This window comes from Synechocystis sp. LKSZ1 (assembly GCF_040436315.1).
Lineage (GTDB): Bacteria > Cyanobacteriota > Cyanobacteriia > Cyanobacteriales > Microcystaceae > Synechocystis.
Genome location: NZ_AP031572.1, coordinates 1,307,644 through 1,328,012 on the forward strand (window position 1 = coordinate 1,307,644; position 20,369 = coordinate 1,328,012).

The window sequence follows — 20,369 nt, forward strand, 5'->3', positions numbered from 1 at the left end:
TGATGAAGAATACTTGGACAAGGCGGGCCTTTCTACAGGCCTGCGGCGCGACGGCAGCGGTAGCTAGTCTCTCTAGCTGTAGTTCTTCTCCCTCCCCTAATCAAATACATCGCCAAGCTGAATTACAACCGCCCGTAGTCGATCCCGCCACGCTAGAAAAGCCGAATTTAACCGTAGGCTTTGTGCCGGTCAATGACTGTGCCCCCTTTGCAATTGCCTGGGAAAAGGGTTTCTTTCACAAATACGGTTTAAATGTAAAGCTGAGTCGGGAGGCCAGTTGGGGAAATTCCCGTGACGGCATTATTTTTGGCCGTCTTGACGCTTCCCCTGTTGTCTCTGGGGCCGTCACCAATGCTCGTCTCGGTGCAGAAGGGGCACGACACTTCCCTCTCTGTGCTGCTATGACTATCCATCGTCACGGCAACGCAATTACCTTTAACCAAGGGCTATGGGATGCTGGCGTTCGGCCCTGGCAAGACTATCAAGGCGATCTGCCTCGTTTTGGCCAGGATTTGAAACGTTACTTTGCACAAGTGCCCCTCGATCAACGGGTCTTTGCAGTAGTGCTGAGTTCTTCTATCTATGAATACTTTGTTCGCTACCTAGTCGCTGCCGCAGGGGTCGATCCCATCCAAGAATTTCGCGTCATTATTACCCCGCCCCCCCAAATGGTGAGCAATATGCGCATGGGAGCAATGCAGGCCTATATGGTGGCGGAACCCTGGAATACCCGAGCGATTACAGGCAATGAGGGCATTGGTTTTACCTTTGCCCAGGGCCGAGAAATTTGGCAGGGCCATCCCGACCGCGTGCTAGCAGTTTCCCAGACTTTTATCGACCAGTATCCCAAAACCTATCGTTCTCTGGTGAAGGCCATGATCGAGGCCTGCCAATATTGCAGTCGGCCTGAAAACCGGGCGGAGGTAGCTCGGATTATTTCCCAACGGGCCTTTACCGGGGCTAAGGACAAATATACGAAACCCGGTATTGTGGGGGACTACAACTACGGTGGCTTTGATGATAAACCCCGCTGGCGGGACAACATTGACACCACCATTTTCTTTGAGTTGCCCCCCGAATTGGTCCAGATTCCCCATGATCATTCCACCTTTCTCTGGCAATCCCAGGGCCTGTGGTTAATGACCCAAGCCACTCGTTGGGGCCAGGTGCGAGAGCTTCCAGCCCAGGCGGATACGATTCTGCGTCAGGCCTGGCGTACAGATCTCTATCGAGAAATTGCAACGGAAATGGGGATTCCTTGTCCGGCAGAAGACTACAAAGTTGAGCCAGCCGACAGGTTTATTGATCAACGTTCCTTTGATCCCAGTAATCCCAATGGCTATATTCAGAACTTTGAGATTCGCGCCCATCGCCCTCTAATTTTTGCCTTGTCTTAAAAATTTACTCTTGTGTTCATTGAGGTATCCCATGGTTCGTTCCAATACCCTTAATTTTGCCTCCTCAGAGCATTTTTCCCCCAATGACGGCTTTTTAGTCGTCGAAAATGTTTCCAAATCCTTTACTAAGCCCGATGGCAGTCCTTTTACCGTTCTTGAAGACATTAATTTAACCGTTGGCACGCAGGAATATGTATCAGTCATTGGCCATTCTGGTTGCGGAAAATCAACCCTCCTACGCCTAGTAGCGGGTTTAGACCGGCCGACCTCGGGCTTGATTACCCTAGAGGGCAAGGCCATTCGCAAACCGGGAGCAGAGCGGATGATGGTGTTTCAGGGATATTCTTTACTGCCCTGGCTAACGGTGCGGGAAAATGTGCGCTTAGCGGTGGATGAGGTCTTTAAAAAAATGAGTCCCGGAGAAAAAAATAAGGTCGTTGATGAGCATTTGGCCATGGTTAATCTCTTGCCTGCCGCCGATAAATATCCCCATGAGCTATCAGGGGGATGAAGCAAAGGGTCGGTGTGGCCAGGGCCTTGGCAACTCGTCCTAAAATGTTGCTATTAGATGAACCCTTCGGAGCGCTAGATGCCCTGACGCGGCCCAAACTACAACAGCAGGTTTTGGATATTTGGGAGAATCATCGCCAGGCCGTGATGATGATTACCCACGATGTTGATGAGGCCATTTTTATGTCCGACCGGGTGGTGATGATGACCAATGGCCCTGGCGCAGTGATTGGCAAGGTGATGGAAATTAATTTACCCCGTCCTCGCGACCACCATGCGCTTCGGGAAACGACGGAATACTATGAACTGCGGAATCAGGCCTTGGATTTTCTAGAACGTTACCAGTAAATACAGCTCTATTTATTGAGTGATCAAGCATCAAGACTTAATGCCAGTCACCTAGGCAAACCAAAACAAAAATGTTACAAGGTTTTTTTCAAATTGCGCTGACCCTCGTGATTGTGGTCGCCCTTATGCCCTTTCTCGGTCGCTATTTAGCTCGCGTATTTCTGGCAGAAAAAACGATTTTTGATTCTCTTTTATTACCCATAGAGAGATTGATTTATCGCTTTCTGCAAGTTTCTCCTACCGACAGTATGACGGGTTGGCAATACGCCAGAGCCATTCTGCTCAGTAATGGGGCCATGGCCGGATTGATTTTTGCGATGATTGCCCTCCAGCAATATCTGCCCCTGAATCCGACGGGCATCCCGGCCCCTACTTGGGATACAACCCTGCACACGACGATTTCTTTTATTACGAATACCAATCAACAGCACTATTCTGGTGAAACCTATCTGAGCTATGGTGCGCAAATGTTGGGTCTTGGTTACCTCATGTTTACCTCTGCGGGGACAGGCATTGCGGTGGCCATTGCCTTTATCCGGGGCCTGACGGGGCGGCCCTTGGGCAATTTTTACCGGGATTTGGTGTTATCCATCACTCGTGTCCTGTTACCGATTAGCATCGTTGGGGCCTTGCTGTTAATGTTAGCTGGCGTGCCGGAAACCCTAGACGGGCCTGTCGTGGTTCCTACCCTAGAAGATCCCAGTTTGAGCCAGGCCATTGCGCGGGGGCCAGTAGCTCACTTTGAAATCATCAAGGAACTGGGAGAAAATGGCGGGGGCTTTTTTGCGATCAATTCGGCCCATCCCTTCGAGAATCCCAATGGCTTGGCCAATCTGATTCAGCTTGTCGCCATTCTTGCTATCCCCACTTCGCTGATCTATACCTACGGTGTCTTCACTCAAAATCTGCGTCAGGCCTGGTTAATTTTTCTGGTTCCCCTGGGGATTTTAATCGGTTTTACCGTGATTACAGTGATGGGAGAATACAACGGCAATCCTGCGGTCAATGCCCTGCTGGGGGGGCTGGCTCCGAACTTGGAAGGGAAGGAAGTCCGCTTTGGCTGGGCCCAGTCGGCCCTCTACGCCGTTGTCACCACTGCCACGATGTGCGGGGCCGTTAATAGTCTGCATGACTCCTTTATGCCAACGGGGGGGTTTGCCACCTTGGCTAATATGTTCCTACAAATCGTCTTTGGTGGCCAGGGAACAGGAACAGCCTATCTCTTTGCCTACCTGATCTTGGCGGTCTTCGTCACCGGCCTGATGGTCGGACGGACCCCTGAATTTTTGGGCCGTAAGATTGAAAAGCGAGAAGTGGTGTTAGCCAGTTTCCTGATCTTGCTGGTGCATCCCATTGCGATTTTGATTCCGGCGGCTATCGCCATGGCCTTTCCCGATTTCCAAGGCATTAGTAATCCCGGCTTTCATGGCCTTTCCCAGGTGATTTATGAATATGCCTCTGCGGCGGCCAATAATGGTTCGGGCTTGGAAGGCCTGGGGGATTCCCAACCCTCGCCCTTGGCCCTGGCCACCGGCGCTAAGCCAACGGTGACGGCCCTGTGGTGGAACTTGAGTACAAGCTTTAGCCTACTGGTGGGGCGTTATGTACCCATCATTGCTTTATTGTTGCTGGCCGATGGCATGGCCCGCAAACAACCCGTCCCCACAACCATTGGCACTCTCCGCACCGATACCGTTCTATTCACCGGTATAACCGCAGGCGTCATTTTGATCATGGGGGCCTTAACTTTCTTCCCCTGGCTGGCCCTGGGCCCAGTTGCTGAGGCCTTCCAAATTGCTAGCGGCACCAGCCCTACCTAGATCCCAAGAAGTTAATCCTAAGCCGCTCAAGCAGAACAAAACCATCGACCCCACCCGTCCTCCCCTTGCCAAGGGGCGGTGCCGTAGGCGGAGGGGTAAAGAGAAGGATCTGTCGCCCTAATTTAAAGGATTGAGATAAAACAGTTATCGCTATGGAAACACCTGAACCGTCTCCTGTTACGAACCCCCCTCGCCGTCCCAGAGGGCCAAGGGAATCACGTCGCCATACGCCTAAAGTTAACCGCCAGGGCCTCTATCAACGGGCAATTCAGGCCGCTTTTTTCAAGCTAGACCCCCGTATTGCGGTTCGCAATCCCGTCATGTTTGTAGTCTGGCTGGGAACCCTCATTACCCTTTTTCTGACCCTAGACCCTAATCTCTTCGGTACCATTCCCAGTGATCCCAACCAGCAACGCATCCTGAATGGTCTGATCACCATTATTTTGTTTTTGACTGTCCTCTTTGCTAACTTTGCGGAGTCTGTTGCTGAGGGCCGAGGGAAGGCCCAGGCGGAGTCCCTGCGCTCCACTCGGCAGGATACCTACGCCCGTAAACTCCTGGCGGATGGCACGATTCAGGAAGTCAGTTCCACGGCCCTGCGTCAGGGAGACCAGGTGAAGGTAGTAGCGGGAGACCTGATCCCCGCCGATGGGGAAGTGATCCAAGGCATTGCTTCGGTGGATGAGTCGGCCATTACCGGAGAATCGGCCCCTGTTTTGAAGCAACCGGGAACAGACATTATGAGTTCGGTAACGGGGGGAACCCGTCTCGTTTCCGATGAACTGATTGTGCGGATTACCCAAGATCCAGGCCAGGGATTTATCGACCGCATGATCGCCCTGGTGGAAGGGGCTGAACGGACGAAGACCCCCAATGAAATTGCCCTCACGGTTCTGTTGGTGGTGCTCACTCAGGTTTTCTTGATTGTGGTGGCCACTATCCCGCCTTTTTCGAGCTACATTGCCGATTTTGTCGCCAGTCTGCTGGGAGAAGCTGCGGGGAATAGTCTGCGGGCTGGCTCGACCATTGCTATTTTGATCTCCTTGCTGGTGGCCCTGATTCCCACTACCATTGGCGGCTTGCTCAGTGCCATCGGCATTGCTGGCATGGACCGGGTGGCCCAGTTTAACGTGATTGCGACCTCTGGCCGGGCCGTCGAGGCCTGCGGTGACATCAACACCCTCGTTTTGGATAAAACGGGAACCATCACCCTCGGCAATCGTTTGGCCGATGAATTTATTCCTCTTAACGGTCATGACTGCCAAGAAACGGCCCAGATTTGCTATGCCGCTAGCGTCTTTGATGAAACCCCTGAAGGGCGCTCTATTATTCAACTAGCAGAAAAAATGGGGGCCGCCCTCAACATCGATATCAGTCAAGCTGAGGGGATCGAATTTTCAGCTCGTACCCGCATGAGTGGCACCGATGTGGGCAGTCATGAATATCGTAAAGGAGCCGTAGATGCCATCAAGGGGTTTGTGCGTTCTCGGGGTGGGCAAGTGCCCGAGGGCCTAGACCAGGCCTACGAAAAGGTATCTCGTTTAGGAGGAACACCGCTGGCGGTCTGTCGGGATAGCGATATCTATGGGGTTATTTACCTCAAGGATATTGTCAAACCTGGCATCAAAGAACGCTTTGACCAACTGCGGCGCATGGGAGTCAGAACTATTATGCTGACGGGGGATAACCGGATTACGGCCTCGGTGATTGCCCAGGAAGCCGGAGTGGATGACTTTATTGCCGAAGCCACCCCAGAGGACAAAATTCAGGTGATCCGCACAGAACAGGAAAAGGGCAAACTGGTGGCCATGACGGGGGATGGCACGAACGATGCGCCGGCCCTAGCCCAGGCCAATGTGGGCCTAGCCATGAACTCCGGCACCCAGGCCGCGAAGGAGGCTGCCAACATGGTTGATCTCGATTCTGACCCGACGAAACTGATCGACCTAGTGACCATTGGTAAACAATTGTTGATTACCCGAGGGGCCCTGACCACCTTTTCCATCGCCAACGATATTGCCAAATACTTTGCCATTATTCCCACCATCTTTGCGGCGGCCGGCATTGGGGCCTTGAATATTATGAGTCTGGAGAGTCCCCAGTCGGCCATTCTTTCAGCGCTCATCTACAACGCTCTGATTATTCCGGCTCTGATTCCCCTGGCCCTGAAGGGGGTGCAGTTTCGTCCTTTAACGGCAGATCAATTACTCCAACGCAACATGCTGATTTATGGCCTGGGGGGAATTATTGCACCCTTCATCGCCATTAAGGTGATTGATTTAATGCTTTCACCCCTGCTCTAAGTACCCATGGTTCAATCCTACCTATTTACGTTCAGGTGACTGTGATGAAATACCCGCGATTACCGTTAACCAACCCTGTGGCCCAGATCTCAGAGGTCTTTTCTATCCTGGGGTCTGCGGCCCAGCGGCAGAAATTACCGCGCTATCTCTTCCTGGGTCTTTGCTTGAATTTAATCCTGGCCCCAGTGGTCTATGGCGCCACCGGCGATGCCCTCAGTCGCCATCAGGCCTGGGCCCTGGGCCTATTGTTGATCGGCACCCTTAGCCTGTCCGTCTATCTCTTTTTTGTGATGTTTCTCCCGGAGAAGTTCTAATGAGTTTTTCGCGTGAAATCAGTCGGGCCCTGCGAGCAACCTTTCTGCTTTGGGTACTCACAGCAGTCCTCTATCCTTTGGCCATGCTGGCCATCGGCCAAACCCTTATTCCCTACCAGGCCAATGGTAGCTTGCTGAAAAATGCCCAGGGAACCGTTGTCGGCTCGGCCTTGATTGGCCAACCCTTCACCAGTGAGCGCTACTTTAACAGTCGCCCTAGTACAACCAATTACAGCACGGCAAACCCCCAACAGGATGAGGCCCTGGTCTTAAAAACTGGGGTATCCGGGGCGAGCAACCTGGCCCCGAGTAATCCGGCCCTGCTAGAGCGTATCCAGGGAAAACCCGATCCTGACTCTCAAAAGGCCATCGCCGGAGCCATTCCCCAATTAAAGGCCGCTGGTATTCCGCCAACCGCCGACTTGGTATATGCCTCCGGTTCTAGTCTTGACCCCCACATCACCCCTGAAGCCGCCCAGGGCCAGATTACCAGGGTAGCAAAGGCCCGAGGCCTCTCAGCCAGTCAACTGGAAGAGCTAATTCAAAGCAATATCGATGGCCGTTTCCTCGGTATTTTTGGAGAACCGGGGGTGAATGTGCTGAAACTGAATCTTGGTCTAGACCGTTATTCCACAGAGCAAACAAAGTGATCAGTCAGCGGCGGGGCAGACATAAAATCTTTATCGGCATGGCCCCAGGGGTCGGTAAAACCTTCAAGATGCTGGAGGAGGCCCAGGACCTCAAAGAGGAAGGGATCGATGTGGTGATTGGCCTCTTGGAAACCCATGGCAGAGAAGAGACTGCTGAACAAGCGGAAGGGTTAGAACAAATTCCACGTCAACGAATTGCCTGTGGGGAAAAGTTTCTGACCGAAATGGATACGGAGGCGATTGTCCAACGCTCACCGAAACTGGCCTTGATTGATGAACTGGCCCATACTAATGTGCCGGGATCTGTGAGAGAAAAACGCTACCAGGATGTCGAAGTGATCCTAGCGGCGGGAATTGATGTCTATTCCACCGTCAATATTCAACACATCGAAAGCTTGAATGACCTAGTGGCCAAAATTACCGGGATTGTGGTGCGGGAACGCATTCCCGACCGAATTTTGGAAGAAGCCAATGAAATTGTGGTTGTGGATGTCACCCCAGAAACCCTAGAAGAACGCCTTCTAGAGGGAAAGATCTACGCCCCGGAGAAAATTCAAACGGCCCTCACCCATTTTTTCCAACGGCGTCACCTGATTGCCCTACGGGAACTGGCCCTGCGAGAAGTTGCGGATACCGTCGAAGAGGACGGCAACCATTCGCCCTCACCTTCACCCACCTGGAGTATCCATGAGCGCGTCATGGTCTGTGTTTCCACCTATGCCCATTCCCTGCGTCTGCTCCGGCGAGCCGGCCGCATTGCCAATTATATGAATGCAGAACTCATTGCTATTTTTGTGGATAAACCGGATGCTTTTCTGACCAAGGCTGAAACCCTGCACCTGGAAACCTGCGAGCGCATCTGCCGGGAATTTGGGGGCCAATTTCTGCGGGTGACCAGCCACGATATTCCCCAAGCGATTGCCGACATGGCCGAACAAAAACGGATTACGCAGATCGTGATTGGGGAAAGTCAACAGGCCCGTTGGCCTCGTTTTTTTCGTCGTTCCTTTACCCAGCGCCTGATGGATCTCATTTGGCATAAAAATATTGACCTCCACATCATCGCCACAGAAAAGTGAGGTCATTGGAGAGGCGAGGCCGTCCCCTCAGTTTTTTGGTAAAATTTGGCGTAAAGCTAGGGGTGTCTAGGCAACTAGGCTGAGAAAAACCCTTAGAACCTGAGCCTGGGTAATACCAGCGGAGGGAAGCTGTTTATTGAGGACATCTAAATATGAGAGCAGATTGGGTTGCGAAACGGCAGGGACACAGCAATGTTTCCCAGATGCACTACGCCCGTCAAGGGGTGATCACCGAAGAAATGAGCTATGTAGCTCAGCGGGAAAACCTGCCGGTGGAGTTGATTCGTGATGAAGTGGCCCGGGGCCGGATGATTATTCCTGCCAACATCAACCACACCAACCTAGAACCGATGGCCATTGGCATCGCCTCGAAGTGTAAGGTGAATGCCAATATCGGAGCCTCTCCCAATTCCTCCAACATCGATGAGGAAGTGGCCAAGCTGAAACTAGCCGTTAAGTACGGCGCTGATACGGTGATGGATCTCTCCACGGGGGGCGGAGATTTGGATGTGATCCGTACCGCTATTATTAATGCTTCTCCCGTTCCCATCGGCACCGTGCCCATCTACCAGGCCCTGGAAAGTGTCCACGGCAGTATCGAAAACCTCACCCCCGATGATTTCCTGCACATCATCGAAAAGCACGCCCAGCAAGGGGTGGACTACATGACCATCCACGCCGGCCTGTTGATCGAATACTTGCCCTTGGTCAAAACCCGGATCACCGGCATTGTCTCTCGCGGCGGCGGTATTATCGCCAAATGGATGCTCCATCACCATAAGCAAAATCCCCTCTATACCCACTTCAACGAGATCATCGAAATCTTTAAAAAATACGATGTCTCCTTCAGCTTGGGGGATTCCCTGCGGCCCGGCTGTACCCATGATGCCTCCGATGATGCCCAATTGTCGGAACTAAAAACCCTGGGCCAATTGACCCGCAAGGCCTGGGAACACGATGTGCAAGTGATGGTAGAAGGGCCTGGCCATGTGCCCATGGATCAGATCGAATTTAACGTCAAAAAACAAATGGAAGAGTGCTCGGAAGCGCCCTTCTACGTCCTCGGCCCCTTGGTAACGGATATTGCTCCCGGTTATGACCACATTACTTCTGCCATTGGGGCGGCCATTGCCGGTTGGCACGGAACCGCCATGCTCTGCTACGTCACGCCGAAGGAACACCTGGGCCTGCCTAACGCTGAAGATGTCCGTAACGGTCTAATCGCTTACAAAATTGCGGCCCACGCGGCGGATATTGCCCGCCATCGGCCGGGGGCCCGGGACCGCGACGATCAATTGTCCACTGCCCGTTATAACTTTGATTGGAATCGCCAGTTTGAACTATCTCTAGATCCAGAACGGGCGCGGGAATACCACGACGAAACCCTACCAGCAGATATCTACAAAACTGCCGAATTTTGCTCCATGTGTGGGCCGAAGTTCTGTCCGATGCAAACCAAGGTGGATGCGGAAATGCTGGAAGAATTAGAAGTCTTCCTCGCGAAAGATAAGGAAGTAGTGGCCCAACGCTAAAGCCCGCCTATTCCTACCAATCTGTTGAAGATAATCTGACCTCGACCCCTGCCGTTGGTGGGGGTTATTTTTTCTGACTGGGCCTGAGAATCAAGAAATATTAATAATTGCACCTTCGGTTTCTGGTTGCTCAGCGGAGAACTGCTATAATCAGCCCCTAAATCACCCGGATTACAGGATTTCCCATGACTGATTGGCGCGTCATTGATGGCAGTATTACAGCTCCTAAGGGATTTAAGGCCGCTGGGATTACGGCCGGCCTTAAACCCTCTGGGGCTCCCGATTTGGCCCTGATCTATTCTGAGTCGGAAGCCATTGCCGCCGGAGTCTTTACCACCAGCCAAGTTCGAGCTGCCTGTGTGGATTACTGTCGCCAGCGTCTCCAGGCCAAGGCCAGTGCCCGCGCCATCCTCATCAATGCGGGCCAGGCCAATGCCGCCACTGGTAGTCAGGGTTGGGATGATGCCCAAGAATCTGCGCAACTCCTAGCCCAGTCCCTCAATCTGGCCCCGGAATCAATTCTGCTGGCCTCAACGGGAGTGATTGGCCAACGGATTAAAATGGAGGCCCTGCGGTCTGGGATTCCCCAAGTTGTGGCCGCCCTTTCGGAAACCGGCGGTGCCGCCGCGGCCCAGGCTATTATTACAACGGATCTCATCAGTAAAAGCGTGGCCCTGGAAACCCTAATTGATGGCCGCCCTGTCCGCATTGGCGGCATTGCCAAGGGGTCGGGTATGATCCATCCCAATATGGCAACGATGTTGGCCTTTATTACCTGTGATGCCGCCGTTTCAACGACGCTATGGCAACAGATGCTCAGCCGGGCCGCCGATAAAAGTTTTAACCAAATTACGGTAGATGGTGATACCAGCACCAATGATGCGTTAATTGCCCTGGCTAATGGTCAATCCCGGACGCCGGCCATCACGGAAGCCGGCCCCCAGGCCCAAACACTAGAAGCGATGTTGACGGCAGTTTGTGAACATTTGGCCAAGGCCATTGCGCGGGATGGGGAAGGGGCCACCTGCCTTATTGAAGTCCAAGTCAGTGGCGCCACTGACGATACCGCCGCTCGAAAAATTGCCCGTACCATTGCGGGGTCTTCTCTGGTGAAATCAGCTATTTTTGGTCGGGATCCTAACTGGGGCCGCATTGCCGGGGCCGCGGGCCGAGCCGGTGCCACTTTCCGGCAAGAAGACCTACAAATCAAGCTGGGGCCCTTTACCCTGATGGAAAACGGCCAGCCCCTCCCCTTTGACCGGCCCGCCGCCAGTGCCTACCTCAAACAAGCGGCTGCCGGGGCCTATCTCCAGGAAGATACCGTCCTGATTTCCGTCTGTGTCGGTAACGGTTCTGGGACGGGCGTGGCCTGGGGCTGTGACCTAAGTTATGATTACGTCCGCATTAATGCTGAATATACCACCTAGGGCCCTAGAGAATCAGCACCGAATTGACCTTACCGGCATTAGGGCCATCGCTGAGCGGCTCCACTGTCGGGGTCAAAAAACCAGCAGCACTCAGGCCGAGTCGCAGCCAAACTAAGAGGGTTGCTCCCATTACCAAAAACTTAATAGTATGAAAGGCCATAATACTAACCCTGCGTGAAAGGAGGAATATCCTTTATTGAACGAGTTTTGGCCAATCCCTACCTCCCCAAGACAGATGAACAATAATTCATTCTCTTGGGGGAGGATCCCCAGGCATTCGTGGTAGGATGAAAAATTGGATTGCCCAAAACCAGGGCCTATCTAACCTAGCTCTGTTTGCGCCTGCCGTAACCTGAAGCCCCTTTTTAGTTGCTTGTATTGACGTAGAAAATGAAACATACGCTCTCTGTTTTGGTAGAAGATGAAGCAGGCGTTTTGACTCGTATCGCCGGACTCTTTGCGCGACGGGGCTACAATATCGAAAGCTTGGCCGTTGGGCCGGCAGAACAGGGAGGGGTGTCTCGGATCACGATGGTGGTACCGGGAGACGATAGCACCATTGAGCAGTTAACCAAACAGCTTTATAAACTGATCAATGTCCTCAAGGTTCAAGATATCACCCAAACTCCCTGTGTTGAGCGAGAACTCATGCTAGTCAAGGTGAGTGCGGCGGCAGTGAATCGCGCGGAAGTGATCGAGTTGGCCCAGGTATTTCGGGCCCGCATTGTCGATATTTCCGAGGAAACCGTCACCATTGAGGTGGTCGGCGATCCGGGTAAAATGGTCGCCATTATTCAAATGCTGGCCAAGTTTGGTATTCGAGAAGTGGCCCGCACCGGTAAAATTGCCCTCGTCCGGGAATCGGGGGTTAATACTGAATATCTCAAATCTCTAGAAGCCAAGATTTAGTCTAAGGGGCCGATTTTTGTCGGCCGGCTTTGCCGCCAAATCCACCAGGCCGCTAAGCAAAGGGTGCAATTACCCAGCACTGTCATACTGGCCTGGAGGGTCACTAACCAATCGAGGCTTTCTCGGTTATCAAAAAAATGCCAAGTACAGGCGCAGAGAGCACTGACTAGGGCCGGTAACATCCCCCAAGCGAGAGCCTGCCAATGAGGCCGTTGGCTAACCTGGGCGTAGCGTCCGACCAGGGCCATGGCCGCGATCCATTCAATCACGCTGGAAACATGGATCATCCAGGTGGGCAGAGACAGGGCATTCATGATTTTTTGGCCAATTGTTTGACGGTTTGATAGAGTTCCGGCAGACGCTTATAGATAGCAGATGCCTTTAGGTAAAGGCGATTAGGAACATGGGGACTCCCTGACACCACTTCCCCAGGGGCCACTTCTCCATGGATACCGGTTTGGGCAGAGGCAATGGCCCCGTCACCAATTTTGGACTGGTTGGCCACCCCGACTTGGCCCGCTAGGATAACGCGATTACCAATGGTGACGCCACCGGCTACCCCCACCTGAGCCGCCATAGCGCAGGCCTGGCCAATGTGACAACCATGGGCGATATGAACCAGATTATCGAGTTTGGTGTATTGACCAATACGAGTTTCCCCCACGGCGGGCCGGTCAATGGCACTATTGCAGCCCACCTCAACCCCGCGCTCGAGGACGACAAGACCGGACTGCTCCATTTTGAACCAGCCTTCGGCGGTGGGTACAAAACCAAAACCTTCGGCCCCGATCACGGCACCGCTATGAATCACACAATCTGGGCCTATTTGCGTCCGCTCATGAATCGTACAGTTGGCATGAAGAATTGTCCCTTCCCCGATACTCACCCCAGGATAGACAACGCTATTGGCATGGATACAGACCCGATCACCCAACGTCACGCCAGCATGAATCACCACATGGGGGCCAAGGTAAAGATCCTGCCCCAGGATCACCGAGGGATCAATAATTGCCGTGGGATGAATGCCTGCCGGGGGTCGAAAGGGTTGGTAGAACAAACTAATGGCCTGAGCAAAGGCCAGACGCGGGTCTTTCACCGCAATCCAGGCCATCTCCCGGTCTTCACACAGGGACTGAATTGTTTCATCGCAGGGAATAATCAAGGCCCTGGCGTTGGTGGTGGCAATCAGCGATGCAAACTTTACCCCCTCAACATAGCTCAGACTTTGGGGGGGAGCCTCAGCCAAAGCGGCGACTCCCACAATCATGGGATCGCGGTCAGTTTTCACAGTCAAGCTATGGGCCTGCACCAGAGGGCCTAGACGGTCAACAAGGTCACGGAATTGCATCACAGCGGGCAAAGTCAAGAATGTTCTCAATTATAAGCCAGGGCCAGCAGACGTTCTGCAATGGGGAGGGCCACGGGCATCACCGACAGACGATTTCCTTTTTTAACGACGTCCAACTCCTCCGGGCTAAAGGTCGTTTTGAGCGTTGCTAAGGAAATGGGCCGGGGCCATTTTTCCAGAAAGGTTACTTGTACTGTCTGCCAGCGGGGGGCTTCGGGGCGGGCCTTGGGGTCGTAATAATCACTCTGGGGGTCAAACTGGGTCGGGTCAACGACTTGCGCCGCCGTCACCTGCATCAGTCCCACAATCGCCGGGGGTTGGCAATTGGAATGGTAGAAAAAGGCCTGATCGCCGATGCACATCTGCCGGAGAAAATTACGGGCCTGGTAATTACGAACGCCATCCCAGAGGGTGACCTGTTCGGCTTGGAGGTGGTCAATGCTGTAGGTCGTAGGTTCCGATTTCATCAGCCAATAGTTCATAGTATTTTCCGAGGCCTAATTCAAGGGAGGACTAGCCAGGGCCACGACACAGGCTCGCCCCTGGGCCTTAGCCTGATACAAAGCCTGGTCTGCTTGTTTAAAAAGATGCCTTATATCCGTATTTTGTTGGGGAACACAAGCCGTCAACCCCGCACTCAGGGTTACGACAGTACTGACTTTAGAGGTGGGATGGGGAAGATTCAAGTTGCCCACTTCCCGCAGGGCCTTTTCTGCAATGCCTTGGGCGGCCGAGAGGGTGGCATCGGGAAGCAAAAGAACAAATTCTTCTCCACCGTAGCGGGCGGCTAAATCCGTCGGCCGCCGGGCCATGGCTTGGATCACCTGAGCAACCTGTTGCAGACAGTGATCCCCCTGAAGATGGCCGTAGTGGTCGTTATAGGCCTTAAAGTAATCCAGATCAAAGAGAATCAAGGCCAGGGGATATTGGTGTCGATAGGCATGGCCCAACTCCCGCTCGGCAGTCAGATCGAACATGCGACGATTGGCAATCCCTGTCAGGCCATCCAGGTAAGAGAGCTTCTCTAGCTGTTCATTCAGGCTCAGAATTTTGACTTGGGCCGCCTGGAGGGCCACCACTTGGGCTTGGAATTGGCCAGAAAACCAGACAGCAATTGCCAGAGTCAGGGAAAAAGCCAGACCAAAGACCAAGACACCACTCGTAACCCAGGGAAAAGCCTGCGTGGCAGCCGGGGTTTTGCCAAAGTCGTTGGCCCCCAGGGCCTGCCAAAAGGCCAGGGTTACCGTAACGCCCATAATCCCCACCATCATGGCCCAAGTCAGGGCCGGGAGACGATAGCCTACTTTTCTGGCAAAGTATTGTTCTTCTCCGATCAGCATCAAGCCCACCAGGATAAATCCGCCGGCGGTATGAACCGCCATTCTTGTCCATTTTCCCCAGCCATAGGCCGACTCGACTCCCGACCAGTAGCCAAATATTGCGACAGTGCCGAGGCCAATGACCAAGGCCCCCAAAATACCACTCAAAACCAAAGGATAACGATGACGCTGGGAAAGCAACCAGAGAGCAAGACTACTGAGCAGAAAACAAAGGGCTGTGTTGGGGGCCATGCGTCCGGGGGACATCGTTTGTACGATAACGGTATGCTGCCAAAAAAGTTCATCAATACCTACATTTAGACCAGTGATGTACTGCAGTAGAGTCAGACCTGCCATTATTGTTGTAAGTCCGGTAAGGAATTGGGCAATCACTGAACGCCCATGTAGAAGGCCAAACAACGCCAGACCAAGGAACACAAAGCTCAGGGCCGTATTGAATTGCATGGGTACCCAGGAGGGATGCAGTTGGATTAGCGGTATCAAACGCCAAGACCAGCCACAGATAACCAGGAAGCCCAGTAAGCTGATCCCCAAGGCGCCCACATTGAGCAAGATGGAAAAGTGGCGAAGTAAGGAAGCAGAGGAGACAGCGACAATCGGCATTGCTTGGGCTAGGGTTCCAGATTCCATCGGCAAAAGAGACTACTTACACACTACCCGTCAGACGCTTGAATTTTTTCAGCTCTCCTTAGAAAGAATTGGCGTTTGAAGAAAACCGTTTTTGGAATACTTAAGCCCGTTGGTCGAAATCAAAGACTTGGCCTCGCTTAACAAAGCCTAAAAATCCATCTGCTTGAGCAGCGGGCAAACTCCCAGCTTGATACCCATATAACCACATTTTTTGACGAATGGTTGGGGAGAGCATCAGAAGTTGTTGATAATGGGCATGAACCGGGGTGGGGGTATTAGAAATTTCACAATCATGGAAAATTAAATCTGCTTCTAGGTAATAGGTCTGTAGTTCTTCAGAACAAAGTTTTGTATCCGTGGTGAGAAAGATTTTCGTGCCTCCAATCTCAAAAAACAAACCGTAGGCCGGCATCAGCATAAAGCCTGTATTTACATGATTTAACTTCACCAAATGAAAGGTAATATCTTCCCAAGTGAAATGACCATTAGGTTTGAGAGGATGAATTTTAAAAAAACTATCTAGATCAGCCAATTCCCCTTCCAGAGCCTCCATTCCCCCTGCTAAACTTTTGTGCCAGAGGTCAATGGCAATATCTTGGCTAAGGTATAAGGTTGGACGATGGCAATGGGGATCGAACTTGGTCATAAAGCCGATGTATTCTAATCCCCCCACATGGTCGGAATGGAGATGACTAATATAAATATCGGTAATATCGTGGTAAGAAAAGCCAGCTTGGTAGAGGGAAAATCGAATATCGGTGCCACAGTCGATCAAAAGCTTACGCCCATTCTTTGCAAGGAATAGCATATTGGATTGAAAATTATCCGATCCAATTGTAAAGGCAGAACCTGAACCGAGAAATAATAGTTTCATCGTCGATGATTGACTCCTTGGGACACCGATTAAGCTTTTTCGAGAGTTTCGTAGAGGTGATTTAAATAGGTTTCTATTTCTGGGGGCCTAGCGGAAAAATAAACGTAAAAATAATCAGGATCACTATTGGGAGTTTCAATAACTTTGGCATAAATGTCCCCCGTCAGATCAGTGGTTTGGCCGGAAATCGGCTGGAAGTTGAGTTTGATGTTGGTCAAGGGACTGGGCGGAGACGAAGCCGGGTTAAGGCGTTGAATTTGCCCCCCTTTGCGGGATAACTGCACTAACTGCGCTTGCATAATTGTATCGTCTAAATGTTTCCCGTCTAGATGGGCATAGGAGAGGGCCAGGGGGATGGGCATGGGCACATAATCCTCTTCTTCGCTAGTGAGATAAAGATCGTAGGGAGCAGCAACCCCCCCCACATCACAAATTACAATATCGTTTTTAACCCCCTTGGGTTTGACAGCCCGTTTGCCATGAATTTGCACCGCATCCCCAGCCTCAAGCAGGGTCGATTCTGAAATTAAAACCTGGCCGCCCGTGGTGTAGGACTCGATCCGATAGGTCAAGTTAACCTGACTGCCTACCACACCGTATTTGGTACGTTTTTCTGAGCCAATATTGCCCACCACTACTTCGCCGGTATTGATGCCAATCCCCATTTCTAGGGGTTGGAGGCCCCAGGCCATAATCTGCTGATTAACCTGACCCAGGGCCTGTTGCATAGCAACGGCACAGGCCACGGCTCTTAGGGCATCGTCGGCCTGAGAGGTAGGCGCCCCAAACAATACAAGAATACCATCTCCCATGAATTCATCAATGGTGCCTTGGTAGTGGGTGATGACCTCAGCCATGGCCCCCAGGTAGAGATTCAAGATTTTAATGACCTCTTCCGGACTAAGGCGTTCGGAGGTAGCTGTAAAGCCCCGCAGATCGGAGGTCAGCAGGGTAATCCTGCGGCGGTCTCCCCCCAATTGCAGGCCCTCAGGATGTTCCAGCAAGTTGGCGACCACCTGATCCGTTAGATAACGCCCAAAGGTTTGACGCACTTTGGCCCCGGCCCGGGCCATCAAAGCAGTAATCAAAACAGATGAGCCAATAAACCCTAAAAAAGGCGGTACCAGGGGAATCCACCAGCCGTTAAGGAAGGCCCCATAGCTAATACCTGCCAAGGCCACGAGGCTGAGGCTGATACTCCCCCAGCGGAGGTAGCTGGTGTACTGTTGTTTAGGTCGGTAACGAAATTGCCAACTAAGGACGGCTCCTAACGTTGACCAAATCGTAATCCAGAGCCATTCTAGGGCCTCGGGCCAACCGTGTAGAAGGGGCCGCTGATCTAGGGCTGCACTCAGGATCGAACTAATAATATTGGCGTGGATTTCAACCCCTGGCATGGCCTGGGCCAGACCAGCCATATCACTGTAGGGCGTAAAGTAGGAATCTTTGAAACTTTCGCCGACTTTGCCGATTAGGATAATGCGGTCTTTGCCCCAAGTCTTGGGTACCCGTTGCTGGAGGATATCGGTCATAGAGACCTGGGGGAAGCTGTTTTTGCCGCCTCGGTAGTTAATCAAAAGCTGAAACCCGCCGGCATCGGTGCGGATATAACTGCCTTCATTGCTATCGAGGGGTTGAAAGACGGCCTGCTTAAGGCGAAAGTTGTCGGTGCCAGGGATGTCTTCCGCTACCACCCCCACGGAATCGAGATAGATCAGAGACAGATAAAGAGCAAAGCTATAAAAGGTTTCTTGGCCGTTGCTGAGATAGACAAAACCCCGGCGAATGACATTATCTGCATCCACCGGCAAGTCATTGGCTGCGATCTGATGACGGGCTTTGAGGATGGGGGCAGGGGCAACGGTATCGATTCCCGATTGGCCGGCTACCTTTTGAATCCCGATCAGATTAGGGGTGGATTGAAAAATTTTGGCCAGGGCCGCTTCTCCGGGGGGAACGGGAACATCACGATAGACATCCAGGCCAATGGCCTTGGGTTGCATGGCCTTAAGCTTGGTTAACAAATCCGCCAGTAACTGGTCAGAAAAAATTGACGTCTTCAGGCCCGCTACATCTTTTTCATCAATGCCGACAATCACAACGCGAGAATCCTGCACCAGGGATGGACGCGACCGCATCACCAAGTCGTAAGCCCGCCATTCCCAACCCTGGAGGGAGCCGCTCAGGCGAAGTAGAATGACCAGCAGGGATACTGTCGGACTGGTAATCCAAATACCCCGAGTACGCCAAAAAAAGTCTTTTAGGCCTGGAGCCAACAACCGCTTTAGCACCATCATGTCTTTGGATGAATTCTAGGGCTATCCCCACCAGCTTAAACCTGAAATTATCCCTTGGCGCTAGATTAGGATTCAATTCTATTTCCGTTCCCATCCCATGGCTTCCCCTCGCACCCTTGTTTGGTTTCGCAACGACCTCCGTCTCCAAGACCACGAACCTCTACACCGAGCCTGCCAACAGGGTGGAGAAATTTTACCGTTATACATCTACGATCCACGACAGTTTGGTCAAACGTCCTTTGGCTTTCCGAAAACCGGGCGCTTTCGGGCGCAATTTTGGCGGGAAGCTCTCCAGGATTTAACAACATCCCTAGAGAAACGAGGAAGCCAACTGATTATCCGCTATGGCCCACCGGAGAAAATCATTCCTGACCTTGTTCAACAGCACGGGATTACCCATCTTTACTACCATCGGGAAGTCACCAGCGAAGAATGCCAGATCGAAGCGGCCTTGGCCCAGAATTTAGCTGGTTTATCGGTTCAATGCCAAGGCTTTTGGGGAACGACCCTCTATCATCCCGATGATCTCCCCTTCCCCATCAGTGAATTACCGGAACTCTTTACCCATTTTCGCCAGGCCGTCGAGAAAAAAAAGATTCTGGTTCGTACTCCCTATCCCGTGCCAGCCCAACTTCCGCCTTGTCCTGAGTTAGGGCCCTGGGCGCCCCCTCCTAATCTGGAACCCGAAAAGGCAATCCCCGATCCCCGAGGTGTTTTGGCTTTTGTCGGGGGAGAAGCCGCTGGTCTGGCCCGCGTCCAGCATTATATTTGGCAGGCCGATTGCCTCAAAACCTATAAGGAAACCCGTAATGGAATGTTGGGGGCCGACTATTCCTCCAAATTCTCCCCCTGGTTGGCCCTGGGTTGTCTATCCCCCCGTTATCTCTACCAACAGGTCAAGGCCTACGAGGCCCAACGAATTAGTAATGAGTCAACCTACTGGTTAATTTTTGAGTTATTGTGGCGGGATTTTTTTCGGTTCATTGCCCAAAAACACGGTAACCGCCTTTTTTATCAGTCAGGTTTACGCGGTGTAAAAGTCCCTTGGCGCCTGGATTTGCCAGCCTTTGAACAATGGCGCACGGGCCAAACCGGGTATCCGTTGGTGGATGCCAATATGCGGGAACTGGCGGCAACGGGGTTTATGTCCAATCGGGGCCGGCAGAATGTGGCTAGCTTTTTAACCAAAAATTTAGGGATTGATTGGCGACTCGGGGCCGAGTGGTTTGAATCCTGCCTGATCGACTACGACGTCTGTAGCAATTGGGGCAACTGGAGCTATACTGCCGGGGTGGGAAATGATGCGCGGGAATTTCGCTACTTTAATATTGCCAAGCAGTCCAAGGACTATGACCCGAAAGGGGACTATCTGCGCCACTGGTTGCCAGAACTGACCGGCCTGCCTGGGGCCAAAATCCATGAACCCTGGAAATTATCTGTTACCGAACAAAAACAGTTTGGGCTCCGCTTAGGGGTCGATTATCCCCGGCCGATGGTGGACTTTTTCCAATCTATTCAACGTCAGCAACGCACATTCCCCGGCACCTGATGCCATTACTAGCAGTGCGCAAACAATACTGACAAAGAATGG

The 20,369-nt window shown here is 52.4% G+C and carries 17 protein-coding genes, 1 pseudogene and 1 riboswitch; of the genes and pseudogenes, 11 read left to right on the forward strand and 7 right to left on the reverse strand.

Annotation, left to right across the window (positions count from 1 at the left end; translation table 11 throughout):
* Positions 1–2 precede the first annotated feature (2 nt).
* The 9 genes and pseudogenes from ABXS88_RS06215 (at position 3) to argJ (ending at position 11,380) form a co-directional block, all read left to right on the forward strand.
* On the forward strand, positions 3–1,397 hold the full coding sequence (locus ABXS88_RS06215; RefSeq protein WP_353674317.1) for a CmpA/NrtA family ABC transporter substrate-binding protein: 1,395 nt from the start codon (positions 3–5) through the stop codon (positions 1,395–1,397).
* Positions 1,398–1,428: 31 nt separating this feature from the next.
* A pseudogene (locus ABXS88_RS06220) lies at positions 1,429–2,255 on the forward strand (nitrate ABC transporter ATP-binding protein).
* A 71-nt stretch (positions 2,256–2,326) separates the two neighbouring features.
* Entirely contained in the window at positions 2,327–4,075 is a 1,749-nt protein-coding gene (gene kdpA / locus ABXS88_RS06225) for a potassium-transporting ATPase subunit KdpA (protein ID WP_353674318.1), read from the forward strand.
* A 152-nt stretch (positions 4,076–4,227) separates the two neighbouring features.
* A complete protein-coding gene (kdpB, locus tag ABXS88_RS06230) occupies positions 4,228–6,378 on the forward strand; it encodes a potassium-transporting ATPase subunit KdpB (protein ID WP_353674319.1) in 2,151 nt (716 codons plus the stop codon).
* Positions 6,379–6,422: 44 nt separating this feature from the next.
* Entirely contained in the window at positions 6,423–6,692 is a 270-nt protein-coding gene (locus ABXS88_RS06235) for a potassium-transporting ATPase subunit F (RefSeq protein WP_353674320.1), read from the forward strand.
* Positions 6,692–7,342 (forward strand): K(+)-transporting ATPase subunit C, encoded by a 651-nt coding sequence (gene kdpC / locus ABXS88_RS06240; RefSeq protein WP_353674321.1) that lies wholly within the window; start codon positions 6,692–6,694, stop codon positions 7,340–7,342. Before ABXS88_RS06235 ends, kdpC begins: the two co-directional genes overlap by 1 nt.
* Entirely contained in the window at positions 7,339–8,421 is a 1,083-nt protein-coding gene (locus ABXS88_RS06245; RefSeq protein WP_353674322.1) for a sensor histidine kinase KdpD, read from the forward strand. Before kdpC ends, ABXS88_RS06245 begins: the two co-directional genes overlap by 4 nt.
* A 48-nt stretch (positions 8,422–8,469) precedes the next feature.
* Positions 8,470–8,565, forward strand: a riboswitch (TPP riboswitch).
* 8 nt (positions 8,566–8,573) lie between these two features.
* Positions 8,574–9,953 (forward strand): phosphomethylpyrimidine synthase, encoded by a 1,380-nt coding sequence (thiC, locus tag ABXS88_RS06250; RefSeq protein WP_353674323.1) that lies wholly within the window; start codon positions 8,574–8,576, stop codon positions 9,951–9,953.
* 185 nt (positions 9,954–10,138) lie between these two features.
* Positions 10,139–11,380, forward strand: a complete 1,242-nt coding sequence (gene argJ, locus ABXS88_RS06255) for a bifunctional ornithine acetyltransferase/N-acetylglutamate synthase (protein WP_353674324.1) — start codon at positions 10,139–10,141, stop codon at positions 11,378–11,380.
* Between the two features lie 4 nt (positions 11,381–11,384).
* Here the strand turns inward: argJ and ABXS88_RS06260 are convergent, their stop codons facing one another.
* On the reverse strand, positions 11,385–11,540 hold the full coding sequence (locus tag ABXS88_RS06260) for a hypothetical protein (RefSeq protein ID WP_353674325.1): 156 nt from the start codon (positions 11,538–11,540) through the stop codon (positions 11,385–11,387).
* Between the two features lie 230 nt (positions 11,541–11,770).
* On the opposite strand from ABXS88_RS06260, the gene ilvN reads away from it, so the two are divergent.
* A complete protein-coding gene (gene ilvN / locus ABXS88_RS06265; protein ID WP_353674326.1) occupies positions 11,771–12,289 on the forward strand; it encodes an acetolactate synthase small subunit in 519 nt (172 codons plus the stop codon).
* Here the strand turns inward: ilvN and ABXS88_RS06270 are convergent.
* From ABXS88_RS06270 to ABXS88_RS06295, 6 genes are all read right to left on the reverse strand, one after another.
* The gene (locus ABXS88_RS06270) at positions 12,286–12,603 is read right to left on the reverse strand and encodes a DUF2499 domain-containing protein (protein WP_353674327.1); all 318 of its coding nucleotides are present in this window, start codon (positions 12,601–12,603) and stop codon (positions 12,286–12,288) included. The two genes, ilvN and ABXS88_RS06270, sit on opposite strands and share 4 nt — an antisense overlap.
* Positions 12,600–13,637 (reverse strand): UDP-3-O-(3-hydroxymyristoyl)glucosamine N-acyltransferase, encoded by a 1,038-nt coding sequence (gene lpxD, locus ABXS88_RS06275; RefSeq protein ID WP_353674786.1) that lies wholly within the window; start codon positions 13,635–13,637, stop codon positions 12,600–12,602. The genes ABXS88_RS06270 and lpxD overlap by 4 nt, the downstream gene beginning before the upstream one ends.
* Positions 13,638–13,663: 26 nt before the next feature.
* On the reverse strand, positions 13,664–14,119 hold the full coding sequence (locus ABXS88_RS06280; RefSeq protein WP_353674328.1) for an EVE domain-containing protein: 456 nt from the start codon (positions 14,117–14,119) through the stop codon (positions 13,664–13,666).
* A gap of 15 nt (positions 14,120–14,134) precedes the next feature.
* A complete protein-coding gene (locus ABXS88_RS06285; protein ID WP_353674329.1) occupies positions 14,135–15,607 on the reverse strand; it encodes a diguanylate cyclase in 1,473 nt (490 codons plus the stop codon).
* Positions 15,608–15,707: 100 nt separating this feature from the next.
* Complete coding sequence (locus ABXS88_RS06290; protein WP_353674330.1) at positions 15,708–16,481, reverse strand: MBL fold metallo-hydrolase; 774 nt, start codon at positions 16,479–16,481, stop codon at positions 15,708–15,710.
* 29 nt (positions 16,482–16,510) lie between these two features.
* Positions 16,511–18,778, reverse strand: coding sequence for an adenylate/guanylate cyclase domain-containing protein (locus ABXS88_RS06295; protein WP_353674331.1), 2,268 nt, complete (start codon positions 18,776–18,778; stop codon positions 16,511–16,513).
* A gap of 97 nt (positions 18,779–18,875) precedes the next feature.
* Between ABXS88_RS06295 and ABXS88_RS06300 the strand changes: the two genes are divergently transcribed.
* On the forward strand, positions 18,876–20,327 hold the full coding sequence (locus tag ABXS88_RS06300; protein WP_353674332.1) for a DASH family cryptochrome: 1,452 nt from the start codon (positions 18,876–18,878) through the stop codon (positions 20,325–20,327).
* Positions 20,328–20,369: the final 42 nt, after the last annotated feature.

Excerpts from the sequence above, each read along its gene's own strand:
- kdpC (WP_353674321.1), top strand. The coding sequence starts at position 6,692 with ATGAGTTTTTCGCGTGAAATCAGTCGGGCCCTGCGAGCAACCTTTCTG.
- ABXS88_RS06270 (WP_353674327.1), bottom strand. The coding sequence starts at position 12,603 with ATGAATGCCCTGTCTCTGCCCACCTGGATGATCCATGTTTCCAGCGTG.
- ABXS88_RS06280 (WP_353674328.1), bottom strand. The coding sequence starts at position 14,119 with ATGAACTATTGGCTGATGAAATCGGAACCTACGACCTACAGCATTGAC.
- ABXS88_RS06215 (WP_353674317.1), top strand. The coding sequence starts at position 3 with ATGAAGAATACTTGGACAAGGCGGGCCTTTCTACAGGCCTGCGGCGCG.
- kdpB (WP_353674319.1), top strand. The coding sequence starts at position 4,228 with ATGGAAACACCTGAACCGTCTCCTGTTACGAACCCCCCTCGCCGTCCC.
- ABXS88_RS06285 (WP_353674329.1), bottom strand. The coding sequence starts at position 15,607 with ATGGAATCTGGAACCCTAGCCCAAGCAATGCCGATTGTCGCTGTCTCC.
- ABXS88_RS06260 (WP_353674325.1), bottom strand. The coding sequence starts at position 11,540 with ATGGCCTTTCATACTATTAAGTTTTTGGTAATGGGAGCAACCCTCTTA.
- kdpA (WP_353674318.1), top strand. The coding sequence starts at position 2,327 with ATGTTACAAGGTTTTTTTCAAATTGCGCTGACCCTCGTGATTGTGGTC.
- ABXS88_RS06300 (WP_353674332.1), top strand. The coding sequence starts at position 18,876 with ATGGCTTCCCCTCGCACCCTTGTTTGGTTTCGCAACGACCTCCGTCTC.
- ABXS88_RS06290 (WP_353674330.1), bottom strand. The coding sequence starts at position 16,481 with ATGAAACTATTATTTCTCGGTTCAGGTTCTGCCTTTACAATTGGATCG.
- ABXS88_RS06295 (WP_353674331.1), bottom strand. The coding sequence starts at position 18,778 with ATGATGGTGCTAAAGCGGTTGTTGGCTCCAGGCCTAAAAGACTTTTTT.
- ABXS88_RS06235 (WP_353674320.1), top strand. The coding sequence starts at position 6,423 with ATGAAATACCCGCGATTACCGTTAACCAACCCTGTGGCCCAGATCTCA.
- thiC (WP_353674323.1), top strand. The coding sequence starts at position 8,574 with ATGAGAGCAGATTGGGTTGCGAAACGGCAGGGACACAGCAATGTTTCC.
- argJ (WP_353674324.1), top strand. The coding sequence starts at position 10,139 with ATGACTGATTGGCGCGTCATTGATGGCAGTATTACAGCTCCTAAGGGA.
- lpxD (WP_353674786.1), bottom strand. The coding sequence starts at position 13,637 with ATGCAATTCCGTGACCTTGTTGACCGTCTAGGCCCTCTGGTGCAGGCC.
- ilvN (WP_353674326.1), top strand. The coding sequence starts at position 11,771 with ATGAAACATACGCTCTCTGTTTTGGTAGAAGATGAAGCAGGCGTTTTG.